Raw genomic sequence first — 15,157 nt, forward strand, 5'->3', positions numbered from 1 at the left:
AGGCAGGCTTAAGGTGGCCCTGACGTTTGAGCGTTCTGAACCGGAATGATTCGGAAGGCTGAGAGACAATTGAGTAAAACGACACTTTCCAGGCCGCTGGCACGGCGCGCATTTCTGGTCGGCGCCAGCGCCTTTACACTGGCGGGCTGCGTATCGACACGCCAGCCGGTCCCGATGATGGCGCCAGTTGTCAAGGTCGAGCCGGAACCCGCGGTTCCGCTGATGTATACGGCGATGCCGAACGAGCCGTTCCCCATTCCCGAGGTCGACGTCTCCCAGGTCGATCGCCGCTTCTGGCGGACGGAGGTCGACTATCCGACAGAGGAGGGGCCAGGAACGCTGATCGTCGATACGCCTGGCAAGTACCTCTACCATGTGAAGCCGGAGGGCCGCGCGACGCGTTATGGCATCGGCGTCGGCCGCGAAGGCTTTGCATGGTCGGGGCGCGCGATCGTCGCCTATAAGCGCAAATGGCCGCGTTGGACGCCGCCCGACAGCATGGTCGCCCGCCAGCCCGAGCTGGAGCCGTACAGCATCGCAAATGGCGGAATGGACCCCGGACTCAACAACCCGCTTGGCTCGCGCGCGCTTTACATTCATGAAGGCGGGCGCGACACGCTCTATCGGCTGCACGGCACGCCTGAGGCCTTTTCGATCGGCCATGCCGTCTCGTCCGGCTGCATCCGGCTGCTCAATCAGGATGTCATCCATCTCCATGACGAGGTTCGCGATGGCAGCCCGATCGTCGTCATCCCCGACCCAATGATGTCGTATCTGGCGGTTGGCTAGGTGGCGCCCGATGCGCGATGACGTCACGAGCTACGACATCGCTATGCAATCCGTCTACGCGGCCTTCAATGAGGGGAGCGGCAGGACATCATGTCTTGCCTTTTCGGCAACGAGATCGATCAGGGCCGATATGCCGGAATGCCCGGCTCCTTCCTCGATCACGCTGTCATGCTCCTGAAGGTATCGGATTTCCCAATGCCCGAATGACCGGATCAGCATATCCTTCGTGTAGAGATGATCGGCGTGCGGCGGGCCACCGGTGCCGTAGCGAAGCTGTTCGACGCGATATCCCTGCATGATCAGAATTCCGCCAGGCTTCAGGCATGTGTGGAAGCCTTCAAACATCGTCTTGCGCAAATCGGGCGGTGCGAACTGCACGAAGATCGCGGCGACGACGTCGTAGGTTTCGGGTTCCCACTCCCACTTGGCAAGATCGGAATGCACGGTCTGCAAGGTCACGTCGCGTCGGCGGGCGAGGTCCCGCGCCTTTGCAAGCGCGACCGTTGAGGCATCGAACGAAACGACGTCGAGCCCGCGCTCGGCGAGCCAGACGCCGTTGCGCCCCTCTCCGTCGGCGACCGCAAGCGCCTTCATTCCAGGTTGCAGCCGGAAGGCCTGCGAGGCAAGAAAAGCGTTTGGCTCGGTCCCGAAGAGATAGTCCTCACGTTCGAATCTGCTGTCCCAATTGATCTCCATTTTACGAAACCCCATTGCTTTGAAGGCCTCCGGATCGTTGGAATGGGAGGCGTCCGTTCCAAATGATTGACTATGCCAACGCGGCTACAGCACAACGACTTTCGATCCTGCCGGGACGCGACGATAGAGGTCGATGACGTCCTGATTCAACATGCGGATGCAGCCGGACGAGACGGCATGGCCGATGGTGTGCGGCTCATTGGTGCCGTGGATGCGAAACAGCGTGTCCTTACCGTCCTTGTAAAGGTAGAGCGCCCGCGCGCCGAGAGGATTGTTCGGTCCGCCCTCCATCCCGGCGGCCCAGCGCGCATATCGTTCGGGCTCGCGAGCGATCATGTTGGGTGTCGGCGTCCAGCGCGGCCATTCGCGCTTGAGACCAATATTGGCCGTGCCTGTGAACGCGAGTCCTTCGCGACCGACGCCGACCCCGTAACGCATCGCCTTTCCGTTTTCCTGCACCAGATAGATGAAGCGATTTGTCGTATCGACGATGATCGTTCCCGGGGCATGCGGCGTGCGATAGTCCACCTGTTGTCGCCGGTTCTTCGGATCGACCCTGGAAGCCTCGATCCCAGCGGCGGGTTGTGAGCGATCGCGCGCCTGGGTGACAGATGTGGATGTCGTCGTGGTGCAACCGGCCACAACGAGGCTGACCAGCAGGGTGAAGAACGCGCCGCTTTTCCTAGACGAAATCATTGGTCGTTACGCATCGTTGGCCGCGCCCGGATCGAGGAAGGCGGATGGTTCAACTTTGGGGGTGAAGGGCAGCGGACCGGCCGCGATTTGCATCGGAACCACCGGCGTCATGTCGGACCCGTCATTTTCTCGATATTGGCGTTAAGGGCTTCCCGGGAGATTTCGCCCATATGCATGGACGCGAGGGTTCCGTCGGCTCTGAGGAAAAGGGTGATGGGAAGCCCCATCGTCCCGTAGTGCCGCGGGATCTGCATCGACTGATCGAGCAGTACGCGATCGAGCTTGAGATTCTCGGATGCGAGATAGGAGCGGATCGTGTCCGAGCCTTCGCCCTGATTGACGAAGAGGAAGGCGACGTCGTCCCTGCTTGCGGCGATCTCGGCAAGCAATGGCATTTCCCTGCGGCAGGGCGGGCACCAGCTCGCCCAGAGATTGATAACGGCCGGCTTGCCGGCGACGTCGCTAACGGCAAGCGGCGGGCCGTCGATCTGTTGCAGGGCGACGGTCGGCGCAGGCTGGCCGAGAGTCGCCTGGGTGAGTTGCGTGACGCCGATCCAGACGACAAGGCTGAGGCCAAGCGCGCCTGCGGCTGCCGCACCGGTCTTGAGGGAACGAATGAAGAAAGCGCTGATGATGGCGACGCCGATCAGACCGGCGACCGGCTCGAAGCCGCCTTGCCAGAATGCGATCACTCGCCACGGCTCTGCGATGAAGCTTTGCCAATGCAGGCCGACATGCCCGAGCCGCGCCGCGATCAGGCCGCCGATCAACGCCCATGTCGACCAGCGGCCGATCAGCGGGTCGACGCGGCGTGCCAGGATCGACGTTGTGATCGTGAAGGCGAAAATGCCGAGAATGGCCGCGAACTGCGCCGCGGCGAAGACGAACGGGCCGATGCTGATGGCGTTCATTGGACCAGGCCCGTACGCTCGACCGAGGCCCACAAGGTCGCCTTGGTCACGTCGCCGACGAGGCGGGTTCCCGTTGCCTCCTGTCCCTCGGGACCGACGAAGATCATCGTCGGTGGACCGACGACCTGAAGGCTCTGCATGATCTGGCGCTGGTCGGGCGTGTTGGCGCTGACGTCGAGCTTGATGAGATTGAAGCGGGCGAGCGTGGACTGGACGGCGGGATCGGAAAGAATGCTGCGATCGATGACCGCGCAGGTGATGCACCAGTCGGCCGTGACATAGAGGAGGCTGGGCTTGCCGTTGCCTGCGGCAAGCCCGGTTCGCAGCTCGGCCGGGGTCGCCGCGTTTCGGAAAGCCAGCGCTTGCGCAGAACCGGCGCCGCCCCTCGTGTTCGCGGTGAGGTTGCTCAGGGGACGGAAAGGGTCATTGGCCCCGCTGGCGGCGCCGACCGCGAGCACGATGCCGTAGAGGGCTGCGGCGATGCCGGCGGCCTTGGCGGTCCGGCGTCGCCCTGGTGCGTCGGGCCCGAGCGAATCGAAGGCTCCGAGCCACACCGCAAGACCAATGGCAAAGAGGGCCCAGAGCGCAAGAGCGGCCTCGGCGGGGATGAGGCGCGAGACCATCCAGATCGCGGTGGCCACGAACACGAAGCCGAACGCCTGGCGCACCGAGGTCATCCACGCCCCGGCCTTGGGCAAGGCTTTCGGACCGAGCGTGCCGAAGGCAATCAGCGGAATGCCCTTGCCGAGGCCGAGCGCGAAGAGCGATGCGGCGCCAAGCGCCACGTCGCCGGTCTGCGCGATATAGATCAGCGCACCGGCGAGCGGTGCGGTGACGCACGGTCCGACGATCAGCGCGGAGGTGAAGCCAAGCAGTGCGGCCGAGGCCAGCGACCCGCGATCACCCTGTCCGATACGGCCGATGGCGTTCACCCAGGCCGATGGCAGCTGCAATTCGAACAGGCCAAACATGGACAGGGCGAGGATGACGAACAGGATCGAGACGGCGCCGATGGCGAGCGGAGACTGAAGCGCCATCTGCAGGTTCTGGCCCGACCAGGCGGCGACCACGCCGAGGAGCCCGAAGGCGGTCGCCATGGCCAAGACATAGGCGAGCGACAGGTTGAACCCCCTGACCGCTGTGACCGAGTCGCCCTGACGCGCGATCGCTCCGGCGAGGATCGGGTACATCGGGAACACGCAAGGGGTGAAGGCGAGCAGCACGCCGAACATCAGGAAGCTTGCCAGCACCATCGCGACGCCGCCGTCTTTGAGCAGCGAGCCGATCAAGCCGCCATTATCCGCCGCGATGGTGACGCCGCTCGCCAGCGCCGGCGCCCCCGAAATGGGAGCTGTCCATTCATGAGCCTGGGTTGCCGGTGCGCGTTGCTGCGGATCGGTCACGGCGAGCGTCGTGACATCGACATGTCGGACGATCGGCGGGTAGCAGATGCCGTTGTCCTGACATCCCTGATAGTGGACTTCGAGCGGGCCGGATGCCGAGGCTCCGAGAGGAACCACGGCGGCGACGTGGTCATGGAAGACGGTGGATGGGCCGAATGTCGGATCGTCTTTGCTTTGACCGTTGCCCTGGAGTTCGGGCATCGCGAGGTCGGACGCGCCCTGCGTGACGCCGAATTTATCATGATAGAGGTAGTAGCCTGACGCGATCGTCCATTGCAGCCGGACGCCCTCGTCGCCTTCGCGCGTCGCAGAGAGCTGGAACGCCTGATCGACGGGGAGCGGCATCCCTCCCGTGGACGTCACCTGCGCAGATGCCGGCGTGGATATCGCGGCAATCGCAATCATCAGCACCGCGACAAGGACGGACCAGATAGTTCTCGAAGGCAACGGCATGCTCCCGCTTCATGTGACACGGGCGGGAGAGGTCTGATCGGCAGCTTAAGGCAGGCTTAAGAGGTGCGCGGTCTGCTGACGCCGCACGACGGCGACCGATACGGCCTAAAGCGGCCCGAACACGGTCTCGAGGGCGGTTCCCCGGGGGGCGCCGGCCTGCACGTTGAGGGAACCGTCGCTGCCTCTGGAAACGAGCCCCGGCGTGCCGCTGAAGCCCAGCCGCCTCATCAACTCGACATTGCTGTTGAGTTTGGCGTTGGTGTCGGCGGATATGGTCGCAAGAGGGGCGATGCCGCCGCTGGCATGGTTCAGTTCATTCTGAGTGAGCGCGGCCTGCTGATCGGATGCTTCCAGGATCGCGGCCGCCTTCCCGGCAGAATCGGCGCGGATCACGCCGACCATGATATGACGTAGCTGGATCTTGCCGGCCTCCACCCATGGACGCGCCGAGCGCCATAGCTGGTTACAGTACGGGCAGTTCGCATCGGTGAACACATAGACGACGCGCTCCGCATTGGGGTTTCCGTCCTGAACCCAGGCCGCGGCCTCGAGCGCTGCCCAAGCCTCGCGCTCGATCGGTTCGCTCGCCACCCGATTTAACTCGGCGTCAGCGACGGAACTGCCGCGCGCATCGATCAGCGCGCCGATCAGCGCGTAGTTGGAGTCCGGCATGACATAGATGGCCACCGGCTGCGTGCCCGAGCTCGCGGCGAATGCGCTCAATCCTCCCGGGACATCGAGAGGACCGTGGACGGCCAGGCCCCGTTCCTCGAGAGCCTGCAAGACCGCCTCCCCCTCACGGCCAGCATCTGCCGAGGCCGTGCCGCTGTCGTCATTGCAGCCTGCGAGGCTCGCTGCGAAAGCGGCAGCGAGCAGAAGCTTCTTCAATTCGATCATGCCCATTGAGACCGTCGCGTGCAAAACTCAGAACGTTGGCGTCCTCTCCCTGCCAGCTTAAGACAGCATTAGGAGAGACGGCGGCCTCCGCAGGTGGACGCCGTGCGGGGTTGGGTGTCGAAAATACATTCAACCATCAGGACCTGCTCGACGAATTGGCGAGGATCCCGTCGGCGTGTTCGGTCCTGGCAGCTCCGGGCTTCTCGGCGCAGGCGAGGACCGGATCGATGATGGCGCATGATCTGATCGCCGGATCGCCGGCGACGCACCGGACGGCCTCAAGTGCGAGGATCGAAGAAACCCTACATCGTTGGTTTGGCTGGACCTCGACTCACAGCGATCCGGACTTGGGCGTGGTCCGGTGCGGTCCCGCTCGCCGTGGCGACGAACTTGTCATTCTTGAATCCCGGAACGTCCGCGTCGCCGGCCAGCACCCACATGTAGAAGGAACGCGCGCCGGAATGGCAATGCGCCAGGACGGGGCCGTCCGACGCGACGATGGCTTCGGCGAAACGGCGAGCATCGTCCGCCGTCATCAAGGTGCTGGTGACGGGGATGAACACGTAGTCGAGACCGGCCGCCTTGGCCGCCGCTTCTTCCACATCGGTTCCCGGCTGTGACGGGTCCTCGCCGTCGGGACGATTGTTGATGACGCTCCTGAACCCGAGGCGACGCAACTTAGCGAAATCGTCGGGCTGAAGTTGCCCCGCGACGGAAAACTTCTCTGTGACCGGAATGAGCTCCATGGGATGCCTGCTTGACTATTGTCGACATGGATTACACAGTTACATAAAATCAGAAGTAACGATCTGAAAATGGGAAAATTCAATGGAAGCTGCCGTGCATCCGCAGGAGCCGAAGGCGCTGCAGCTCAAGCACCACATCATCATCGTCGGTGGAGGAGCCGCCGGTATAGCCGTTGCGAGTTCAAGCGACCGAGGCGTGATCTCGACATCGCCGTCGCGGAGCCCTCGGAGACGCATTCGTACCAGCCGGGCAGGGATGCGGTCTCGACGGCAAATGCCCAGACGGCTGCAGCCGTGCGGCTTCAGTCTTCCGTGGTGGCCAACCTCCTGTCCGCCTGCGATGGCAAGTCGTTTCCGAAGGCCTATGACGGCTATGGCTCGTGCCCGCTGACCGTCGCGATCGGCAAGATCAAAGGCAGCAGGATCGACAGCAAACATCGCGAGCGGGGGTGGTGAGCACGTGTTCGTCTCACTGTCCCTCTGCCTGCCGCTTTCGCGCGTCCGCCACAGCCAGTTTGAAGCCTTGATAGTCCAGGGTCGAAGTCTGGAAGGGCCCAATGAGGTAGGCTGGCGTGCCCGAGAAACCGATGGCATCGGCCTGCGCCATGTTGCGCTTGATGATGGCGTCGATTTCAGCTGCCTTGGCTGTCATGTCCGCGTCGAGGCGGCGCATGTCGATGCCCGCGGCCTCCAGACCTTCGCGCATTTTCTCCCTTGGGACGCCGACCCCGGGAATGCCCATCAGCGCGTGGTGCGCAACCTCGTATTTGCCCTGATATTTGGCGGCGAGCGCCATGGTCGCGCCATCGATCGAGGTCGGCCGGATCACCGGCCAATCCTTGTAGACGAGGCGGATCTTGCCGTCTTCCTTCACGACGCGAGCAAGGTCGGGCGCGGACTTCTTGCAGTAGGGGCAGTTGTAGTCGAGGAAGGCCACGATCGTCAGGTCGCCGCGGGGGTCTCCGGAAACCGGGGCCGCGGGGTCATTGAGAATCATTTCCTTCGAAACGTCGGCGTGTTGCGCGAGGGCGGAGCGTTGCATGAGAGGCACTGCGAGAGCCGCGCCTCCCATGGCGACCATGGCGCCGCGACGCGTGAGAGCTGGCATACGGAATCTCCTTTCGATCGTGAGAGGGACAGGCGGCATACCGCCTGGAGCCGGGATCCACGCCTGCCACCTTAAGGCTGGCTTAAGGTCGGCACCCGATTGCGACTGTTCTGACGGAAGCTGAGTAAAGTTGTCATGAGGGTTTTGGTCGTCGAAGATGACGCGGTGCTGCTGAACGGCCTGCAGGTCGGGCTGGGCCTGGCCGGCTTCACGGTCGACGCAGTCTCCACCTGCGCCGATGCCTCGGCTGCACTAAGAATCTCGGCCTTTGACGCGGTCGTTCTCGACCTGATGCTCCCTGACGGCTCGGGGCTCGGCGTACTGGACGAATTGCGAGGGCGGCAGGTTGGAACGCCGGTCCTTCTTCTGACGGCGCGGGACAGCGTGCCCGACCGGATCGCCGGCCTCGACGCCGGCGCGGACGACTATCTGGGGAAGCCCTTCGATCTGAACGAGGTAGCCGCCCGGCTGAGGGCGCTGACGCGACGCGGCAACGGCGGCACGTCCGCCTGCCGCATCTGGCGCGATCTGCGCCTCGATCCCGCGACGATGGCGGTCTCAAAGAGCGGTGAGGCGGTTCGTCTTTCGCGCCGCGAGTTCTCCATCCTGCATGCGCTGATGGATCGGCCCGGCCAAATCCTGTCGAAGTCGCAGCTCGAGGACCGGCTCTATGGCTGGCAAGAGGATATCGAAAGCAACACGATCGAAGTGCACATCCACAATCTGAGGCAGAAGCTCGGCCCGGGCGTCATCGAGACGGTGCGCGGCGTCGGCTACAAGCTGGCGGAGGCGACCGCGTGACGTCGATCCGGAGCCGGCTCTTCCTGATCCTGATGATCACCACCGGCGTGGTGTGGATGTCGGCTATCGCCTGGATCTATCTCAGCACCCGCGCTGAGGTGGAGCGGGTTCTCGACGCCCGGCTGATCGAGGCGGCGCGCATGGTGAGCTCGCTGATCACCAGCCAGGAGATCGATCCGATGCGCGCAGCGCAGATTCCGGCCATCGAGCCAACCATGCATGCCTCCTACGATCGCCAGCTTTCGTGTCAGATCTGGGCGCTGGACGGGACCCTGGTCGGCCGTTCGGACGCAGCGCCGGCGACTCCCCTATCCGATGCCAAGGATGGCTTTTCGGAGACGCTCATCGATGGAGAGACCTGGCGCGTCTATGCCGTGGTCAACGCCGATCTGGGCATGCGCGTTCTCGTCGGGGACAATATGCGCGTTCGCGACCGGCTGGTCGCCGATGTCATCCGGGGCCTGGCCCTTCCGGCACTGCTGATCCTGCCGATCCTGGCCGGGCTGATATGGCTGAGCGTCAGGAAAGGCCTCGGGCCTCTCAACAAGATGGCTCATGCGTTGGAGACACGTCCGGCGTCCGATCTGAGCGCGCTGCCGGACGTGGACACGCCCTCCGAGATCAAGCCCGTCATCCGCTCGCTCAACGGGCTGTTCGGACGCGTCCATGCGGCCCGCGAGCGCGAGCGCGACTTCACGGCTTTCGCGGCGCATGAACTGCGCACGCCGGTTGCGGGACTCAAAACCCAGGCGCAGGTCGCGCTGGGTAGCGACGATCCCGACATTCGGCGCAACGCGCTGCGCCAGATTGTGGTCGGAGTGGACCGGACCTCTCGGCTGATGCGTCAGCTCACCGACCTGACGAATGCCGAGCGGGGCGAAGCCGATGCCGACGGTCGTCGCGTCAACCTGGGCAAGCTGGTCGGCCAGCTCGTCGACGACATCCGCCAACACTACTCGGACGCGGTGCCGATCGAGATCGACGCCAAGCTGAACGATATCTATCTTCAGCTCGACGCGTCGCTGTTCATGCTGGCGGTGCGCAACCTCATGGAAAATGCCGTGCTGCATTCCCGCAACGACGGCGTCGTCCGTTGCGGAGTGAGGATCGATGGCGACGCCGTCGCGGTGACCATTGAAGACAACGGCCCCGGAATCCCCGAAGACGAGTTGCCCAAGGTTTGCGAAAGGTTCTACCGCGGCCGCAACAAGACAGCGATGGGAAGCGGTCTCGGGCTCGCGATTGCCGAGCTGGCGGCGAAGCGCCTCGGCGGGAATGTCAGTCTCGGGAACCGTTCCGAGGGCGGTCTTCGCGCGGAGCTGCAATTCAGCAAAGCCATGCTGTCGCGAGCGCCCCGCGCCGATCCCGATCGCGCCGAGAACAGAGCAATCAGCTGCTCGTAGTAGAAGGTACAGCTTCTGACTACAGCCTACGCCACGGCCCGGACCTGCGGCACCCAGCCCGAGAAGAGGACTGTAAGGGCAAATGGCGCATTGCTTGTGCGGCCGATTCTAACGACGAAAGGTCAGCTCGCCCGCGTGTAGGAAATGTCCGGAAGGGGCGGAATGTCGAAAGGAAAGCATCCGCGAGAAGCGACGTCGTCAGATCATTTTGGCAAGGCCAAAGACTTTGACTTCAGGCAAATAAGATATGTCTTGGCCGCCGCAGAGAGCACGAGCATTCGGGGCGCGGCGGATCTTCTGGGTGTGGAACCGTCTAGTGTCAGCAAAGCTATACGAGATTTCGAGAATCGAACAGGTGTCGGACTGTTCGAGCGTGGCCAGTTTGGCACTCGGCTGACCGAAGCAGGCCGGCAGTTCATTGAGCAAGCGGTCCCGGCGATTCGACAGATCTGGCAGGCCATCCAGTGCGCGGAAGCTGCGGGGCGTGTGGAGACCGGCAGGCTGCGGGTCGGGGTGATCACGACGCTCGCCGGAGGATTTCTGCGGGAGCTCCTATGTAGATACGAGGCTGCGCACGCTGGAGTCCGGCTCGATATTCGTGATGGCGGGCGTCAGGACCATATTCGCACCATTCGCGCCCATCAGCTCGACGTGGGATTTTTTACGGGCAACGGCGAGGTGAAGGGGTGCAATACGGTGGAGCTCTGGCGAGAGCGGGTCCATATCGCCCTGCCTCGGTCCCATCCATTGTCCCGGCTCGAGAAGCTCGATTGGTCGCAGTTGGTCGATGAAGTGTTCATCGTATCCCGATTTGGTCCCGGACCGGAAATCCGTGACTACATCGTGCGGAGAATCTGTGACTACAGCACCTATCCGATGGTTGAATATCACGATGTGCATCAGGAGACCTTGATGCATATGGTCGCCATGGGCAAAGGAATAACGCCGGTCGTCGAGGCTTGGAGGGGGGTGACCATCCGTGACCTCAGCCTGGTCCCTCTTACAGAGCGTTCGATCCCTGCCAGCTCTATTTGACCATGGTCGCATGAGGGCCAGAATACGCACTTACATCCCGCCCAATGCTACCCTATGATACCGCCGTCGCCATTTGCTCGGGAGGAACAGATGGTAGCCAGCATTACGAAGCGGGACTGGGAAGAGTACATGGCCATCGGGCGTGTTCCTCTCAGCGTCCGCGAGCCTGTGCTGCAAAGCTGGCAGCGCAGTGCCAGCAGCGGCATCACCAGTCTCAAGAGCGCGCCGAAGCTCGGCGAAAGCGAACTCGTGGCCCATCGCCAGGAAGCCCGCCGGTTGCGCCTTGGCGCGCGCGCCGCGCTTCAGAAGGCCGGATATCTTCTGAACCACACCGGCAACATGCTGCTTCTGTGCAGCAATAGCGGCGTCGTGCTCGATGTCGCCGGCGACGAGGTCACGCAGGCAAGGGGCCGCGAGAATCATCTGCATGTCGGCGGGCGCTGGAGCGAGTCCTCGATTGGCACCAATGCCATTGGCACCGCCATCCATCTACGCCGGCCGATACAGGTGAACAGCGTCGAGCACTATTGCGAGGAAATCCACCGCTGGAACTGTGCCGCCACGCCGATCACCGATCCCGCCGACGGCAGACTGCTCGGCATTGTCGATATATCCTGGCCGAACGACGTTGAACAGGCGAATGCGGCAGCGCTTTCGGCCACGCTGGCGCTGCAGATCGAGGCCGATCTCGGTCGGCACCACGCGATGGAGCGAGAAAAGCTGATGGAGCGGCTGCAAATGCGCCGGCGCCGGCTTGGCTCCGACCCCGTGCTGGTGCTCGATCGCTCGGCGCGCGAAGTCTTTGCCAGCGAGGATTTCCGCCGTTTGTACGACGGCAACGAAGCGCTCAACTTCCTGCGCGCCTGCATTCCCAATCTGATGGGGCAAGCGCCGGAGGATATCGCCGAAGCGCTGTCGGGCTCCCTTCCAGGCGCCGATCTGGAAGTCATCGCCGAGGGCGAGGACGCTATCGGCGTCATGCTTTCGCTGCCGCGCAGGCGACCCGTGCCGGTCAGCCATGGAGCCGAGCTCGACAAGATCGGCCGCATCGGCGCGGTGACATTCGAGCTGTGCAGGCAGGCCCGGCGACTCGCCGGAACGCATATCCCGATCCTCATCGAAGGAGAAACCGGAACCGGCAAGACCTTCCTTGCGCAGGCGATTCACCGCGCCGCCGCCCGGCCGCCCGGCAGCTTCGAGATGCTCGACTGCTCGACGCTCACCACACGAGCGCTGCGCGAGGATCTTGCACGCGAGACCCGGCGTTCCGCCATGCTGGAGCAGCTTGCGGAAAGCGGCGGCGCGCTATGCCTCGACCGGCCGGGATCCTTGCCGCCAGAGGCCCAAAAGCTGCTGCTCAGCCTGCTGGAACAGGTCAGCGCCCGCGCGTGCAACGGCATCAAGCTGTTGTCCCTGTCATCCACGCCACTTTACGACGCCATGCAGGGTGGCAGGTTCCGCGGGGATCTCTACTATCGGCTGGCCGGCGCACGGCTGATCATACCGCCTTTGCGCATGCGCCGACAGGAAATCATCCCCTCGCTGCGTATGGTGGCCGAGCGCCACGCACGCACTACGGGCAAGCGCGAACTGCGCTTCACTTCCGGCGCACTCAGCCTGCTGGAGGCCTACCACTGGCCGGGGAATCTGCTTGAGATGTCCAATCTGGTTGCGATGCTCGATGCGCTGTCGCCGAGCGGCCTGATCGACGAGAAGAACCTGCCGGCCGAAATGCGTCGCCGGTCCGAGCGCAGGGAAGAGCATACGCTGCGCGGTTCTGAAAAAGCCGAGATCCTCGAAGCAATCGAGTTTGCGGACGGAAATCTCACCGAAGCCGCGCGCCGGCTGGGTATCGCCCGCTCCACGCTCTATCTCAAGCTCGACAGCTACGGCATCGCTCGCACGCGCAAGTCCTGATCTTCGCGTCCGCAACATGTCCGTCAGGGCGTCCGAAAATCGGACGTCCGATGGTGCATTTCTGAATCCACATTTTCCCCTGCGGCCAATCCCGATCTTGCGGGTCTGGCCATGAAGGGAGGAATCAGAATGCAGTTGGACAAACAAACCAAACGAACGGTGCAGGTGCTCGGGATCGATGCCGGCGGCACCATGACCGACACGTTCTTCGTCGATTCCAATGGCGAGTTCGTCGTTGGCAAGGCGCAATCGACACCTGAAAACGAAGCACTCGGGCTGATCGAAAGCTCGCGTGACGGTCTGGGCCAATGGGGTCTCAATCTGCAGGAGGCGCTCTCGACCATCCAAACCGGCGTCTATTCCGGCACGGCGATGCTCAACCGCGTGGTACAGCGCAAAGGCCTGCGCACCGGCCTCATCGTCAATGCCGGCATGGAGGATTTCCATCGCATGGGGCGGGCGATCCAGGCGTATCTGGGCTTCGCCTATGAGGACCGCATCCACCTTAATACCCACTATTACGACGAGCCGCTGGTTCCCCGCCACCTCACGCGCGGCGTGATGGAGCGCGTCGATATGTTCGGCAAGGTGGTCATCCCACTGCGCGAGGACACCGCTCGGAAAGCCGCGCGAGACCTGATCGATCAGGACGTGGAGGGCATCGTCATCTCGTTGCTGCACAGCTACCGCAACCCTGCCCATGAGCGCCGGGTGCGGGACATCGTGCAGGAGGAAATCGAGAAATGGGGCAAGAAGATCCCGGTCTTCGCCTCGACCGACTACTATCCGGTGCGCAAGGAAACCCACCGCACCAACACTACCATCCTCGAGGCTTTCGCGGCCGAGCCTTCGCGCGAGACGTTGCGCAAGATCGGGAGCGCCTTCAAAGAGAACGGCTCCAAGTTCGACTTCCGCGTCATGGCCACCCACGGCGGTACCATCTCGTGGAAAGCCAAGGAGCTTGCCCGCACCATCGTCTCCGGTCCGATCGGGGGCGTCATCGGCGCCAAATATCTGGGAGAGGTGCTGGGCTACAAGAACATCGCCTGCTCCGATATCGGCGGCACCTCCTTCGACGTGGCACTGATCACGCAGGGCGAGCTCACCATCCGCAACGATCCCGACATGGCGCGTCTGGTTCTATCGCTGCCGCTGGTGGCGATGGACTCTGTTGGCGCAGGCGCCGGCTCCTTCATCCGCCTCGACCCTTACACCAAGGCGATCAAGCTCGGACCGGACAGCGCCGGGTATCGCGTGGGCGTGTGTTGGGCCGAATCCGGCATTGAAACGGTGACGATTTCCGACTGTCATGTCATTCTCGGCTATCTCAACCCCGACAACTTCCTCGGCGGACAGGTCAAGCTCGACCGCGAGCGCGCCTGGAACGCGATGAAAGAGCAGATCGCCGATCCGCTCGGCCTGTCGGTCGAAGAAGCGGCCGCCGGCGTGATCGAACTGCTGGACAGCGATCTGCGCGACTATCTGCGCTCCATGATCTCGGGCAAGGGTTATTCGCCCACCTCCTTCACCTGCTTTTCCTATGGCGGCGCGGGTCCGGTCCACACCTATGGCTACACCGAAGGTCTGGGCTTTGAGGACGTCATCGTGCCGGCATGGGCGGCGGGCTTCTCGGCCTTCGGCTGCGCGGCGGCGGATTTTGAATACCGTTACGACAAATCGCTCGACATCAACATCGCCGAGGATGCTTCCGACAAGGCCAAGGCGGCAGAGGCGCGGGTGCTCAACGAGGCATGGGCCGAGCTGACGGAGCGCGTGCTGGAGGAGTTCGAACTCAACGGCTACTCGCGTGACCAGGTGCAGCTCCAGCCGGGCTACCGCATGCAGTATCGCGGCCAGCTCAACGACCTCGAGATCGAAAGCCCGATCAAGAGCGCTTCCACGCCCGATGATTGGGACGCACTGGTTGATGCCTTCAACGACACTTATGGCCGCGTCTATGCCGCTTCGGCCCGCTCGCCGGAGCTCGGCTATTCGGTCACCGGCGCGATCATGCGCGGCACCGTGCCGATCCCGCGCCCCAGGATCCCGAAGGAACCCGAGGGTGAGTCGACGCCACCCGAGAGCGCAAAGCTCGGAACGCGCAAGTTCTACCGCAAGGGCAAATGGGTCGACGCGCAGATCTACCAGATGGAGACGCTGCGGCCCGGCAACCGCATCGCCGGCCCCGCCATCATCGAATCCGACGCCACGACCTTCGTCGTGCCCGGCGGCTTCGAGACCTGGCTCGACGGCCACCGGCTGTTCCATCTCAAGGAAGTGTAACGGCCTGAAGGGAGGAGAA

14 protein-coding genes are annotated in these 15,157 nt (G+C 63.4%); 7 read left to right on the plus strand and 7 right to left on the minus strand.

Going from position 1 to position 15,157, the window contains the following annotated elements:
• The first annotated feature begins 69 nt into the window (after nucleotides 1–69).
• Nucleotides 70–789 (plus strand): L,D-transpeptidase, encoded by a 720-nt coding sequence (locus tag GGR16_RS25630; protein WP_425486605.1) that lies wholly within the window; start codon nucleotides 70–72, stop codon nucleotides 787–789.
• 54 nt (nucleotides 790–843) lie between these two features.
• Here the strand turns inward: GGR16_RS25630 and GGR16_RS25635 are convergent, their stop codons facing one another.
• The 6 genes from GGR16_RS25635 to GGR16_RS25660 form a co-directional block, all read right to left on the minus strand.
• Nucleotides 844–1,485: an SAM-dependent methyltransferase gene (locus GGR16_RS25635; protein WP_183319012.1), complete on the minus strand. Its 642-nt coding sequence runs from the start codon at nucleotides 1,483–1,485 to the stop codon at nucleotides 844–846.
• 84 nt (nucleotides 1,486–1,569) lie between these two features.
• The gene (locus GGR16_RS25640; RefSeq protein WP_183319014.1) at nucleotides 1,570–2,181 is read right to left on the minus strand and encodes a L,D-transpeptidase; all 612 of its coding nucleotides are present in this window, start codon (nucleotides 2,179–2,181) and stop codon (nucleotides 1,570–1,572) included.
• Nucleotides 2,182–2,288: 107 nt separating this feature from the next.
• Nucleotides 2,289–3,092: a TlpA disulfide reductase family protein gene (locus GGR16_RS25645; protein ID WP_183319016.1), complete on the minus strand. Its 804-nt coding sequence runs from the start codon at nucleotides 3,090–3,092 to the stop codon at nucleotides 2,289–2,291.
• The gene (dsbD, locus tag GGR16_RS25650; protein WP_183319018.1) at nucleotides 3,089–4,948 is read right to left on the minus strand and encodes a protein-disulfide reductase DsbD; all 1,860 of its coding nucleotides are present in this window, start codon (nucleotides 4,946–4,948) and stop codon (nucleotides 3,089–3,091) included. Before dsbD ends, GGR16_RS25645 begins: the two co-directional genes overlap by 4 nt.
• Nucleotides 4,949–5,053: 105 nt before the next feature.
• Nucleotides 5,054–5,851 (minus strand): thiol:disulfide interchange protein DsbG, encoded by a 798-nt coding sequence (dsbG, locus tag GGR16_RS25655; protein ID WP_183319020.1) that lies wholly within the window; start codon nucleotides 5,849–5,851, stop codon nucleotides 5,054–5,056.
• Nucleotides 5,852–6,147: 296 nt separating this feature from the next.
• Entirely contained in the window at nucleotides 6,148–6,591 is a 444-nt protein-coding gene (locus tag GGR16_RS25660) for a protein tyrosine phosphatase family protein (protein WP_183319022.1), read from the minus strand.
• A gap of 69 nt (nucleotides 6,592–6,660) precedes the next feature.
• On the opposite strand from GGR16_RS25660, the gene GGR16_RS26625 reads away from it, so the two are divergent.
• The gene (locus GGR16_RS26625; RefSeq protein ID WP_183319024.1) at nucleotides 6,661–7,047 is read left to right on the plus strand and encodes a hypothetical protein; all 387 of its coding nucleotides are present in this window, start codon (nucleotides 6,661–6,663) and stop codon (nucleotides 7,045–7,047) included.
• Nucleotides 7,048–7,060: 13 nt separating this feature from the next.
• Here the strand turns inward: GGR16_RS26625 and GGR16_RS25670 are convergent, their stop codons facing one another.
• On the minus strand, nucleotides 7,061–7,699 hold the full coding sequence (locus GGR16_RS25670; RefSeq protein WP_183319026.1) for a DsbA family protein: 639 nt from the start codon (nucleotides 7,697–7,699) through the stop codon (nucleotides 7,061–7,063).
• A 135-nt stretch (nucleotides 7,700–7,834) separates the two neighbouring features.
• Here GGR16_RS25670 and GGR16_RS25675 point away from each other — a divergent pair, with 135 nt between their 5' ends.
• From GGR16_RS25675 to GGR16_RS25695, 5 genes are all read left to right on the plus strand, one after another.
• Nucleotides 7,835–8,500: a winged helix-turn-helix domain-containing protein gene (locus GGR16_RS25675; RefSeq protein WP_183319028.1), complete on the plus strand. Its 666-nt coding sequence runs from the start codon at nucleotides 7,835–7,837 to the stop codon at nucleotides 8,498–8,500.
• Complete coding sequence (locus tag GGR16_RS25680) at nucleotides 8,497–9,903, plus strand: ATP-binding protein (RefSeq protein ID WP_183319031.1); 1,407 nt, start codon at nucleotides 8,497–8,499, stop codon at nucleotides 9,901–9,903. Before GGR16_RS25675 ends, GGR16_RS25680 begins: the two co-directional genes overlap by 4 nt.
• Nucleotides 9,904–10,065: 162 nt before the next feature.
• On the plus strand, nucleotides 10,066–10,938 hold the full coding sequence (locus GGR16_RS25685) for a LysR family transcriptional regulator (RefSeq protein WP_183319033.1): 873 nt from the start codon (nucleotides 10,066–10,068) through the stop codon (nucleotides 10,936–10,938).
• Between the two features lie 90 nt (nucleotides 10,939–11,028).
• On the plus strand, nucleotides 11,029–12,855 hold the full coding sequence (locus GGR16_RS25690) for a sigma-54-dependent Fis family transcriptional regulator (protein ID WP_183319035.1): 1,827 nt from the start codon (nucleotides 11,029–11,031) through the stop codon (nucleotides 12,853–12,855).
• A 129-nt stretch (nucleotides 12,856–12,984) separates the two neighbouring features.
• Complete coding sequence (locus GGR16_RS25695; RefSeq protein WP_183319037.1) at nucleotides 12,985–15,138, plus strand: hydantoinase/oxoprolinase family protein; 2,154 nt, start codon at nucleotides 12,985–12,987, stop codon at nucleotides 15,136–15,138.
• Nucleotides 15,139–15,157: the final 19 nt, after the last annotated feature.

Source organism: Chelatococcus caeni, assembly GCF_014196925.1.
GTDB lineage: Bacteria > Pseudomonadota > Alphaproteobacteria > Rhizobiales > Beijerinckiaceae > Chelatococcus_A > Chelatococcus_A caeni.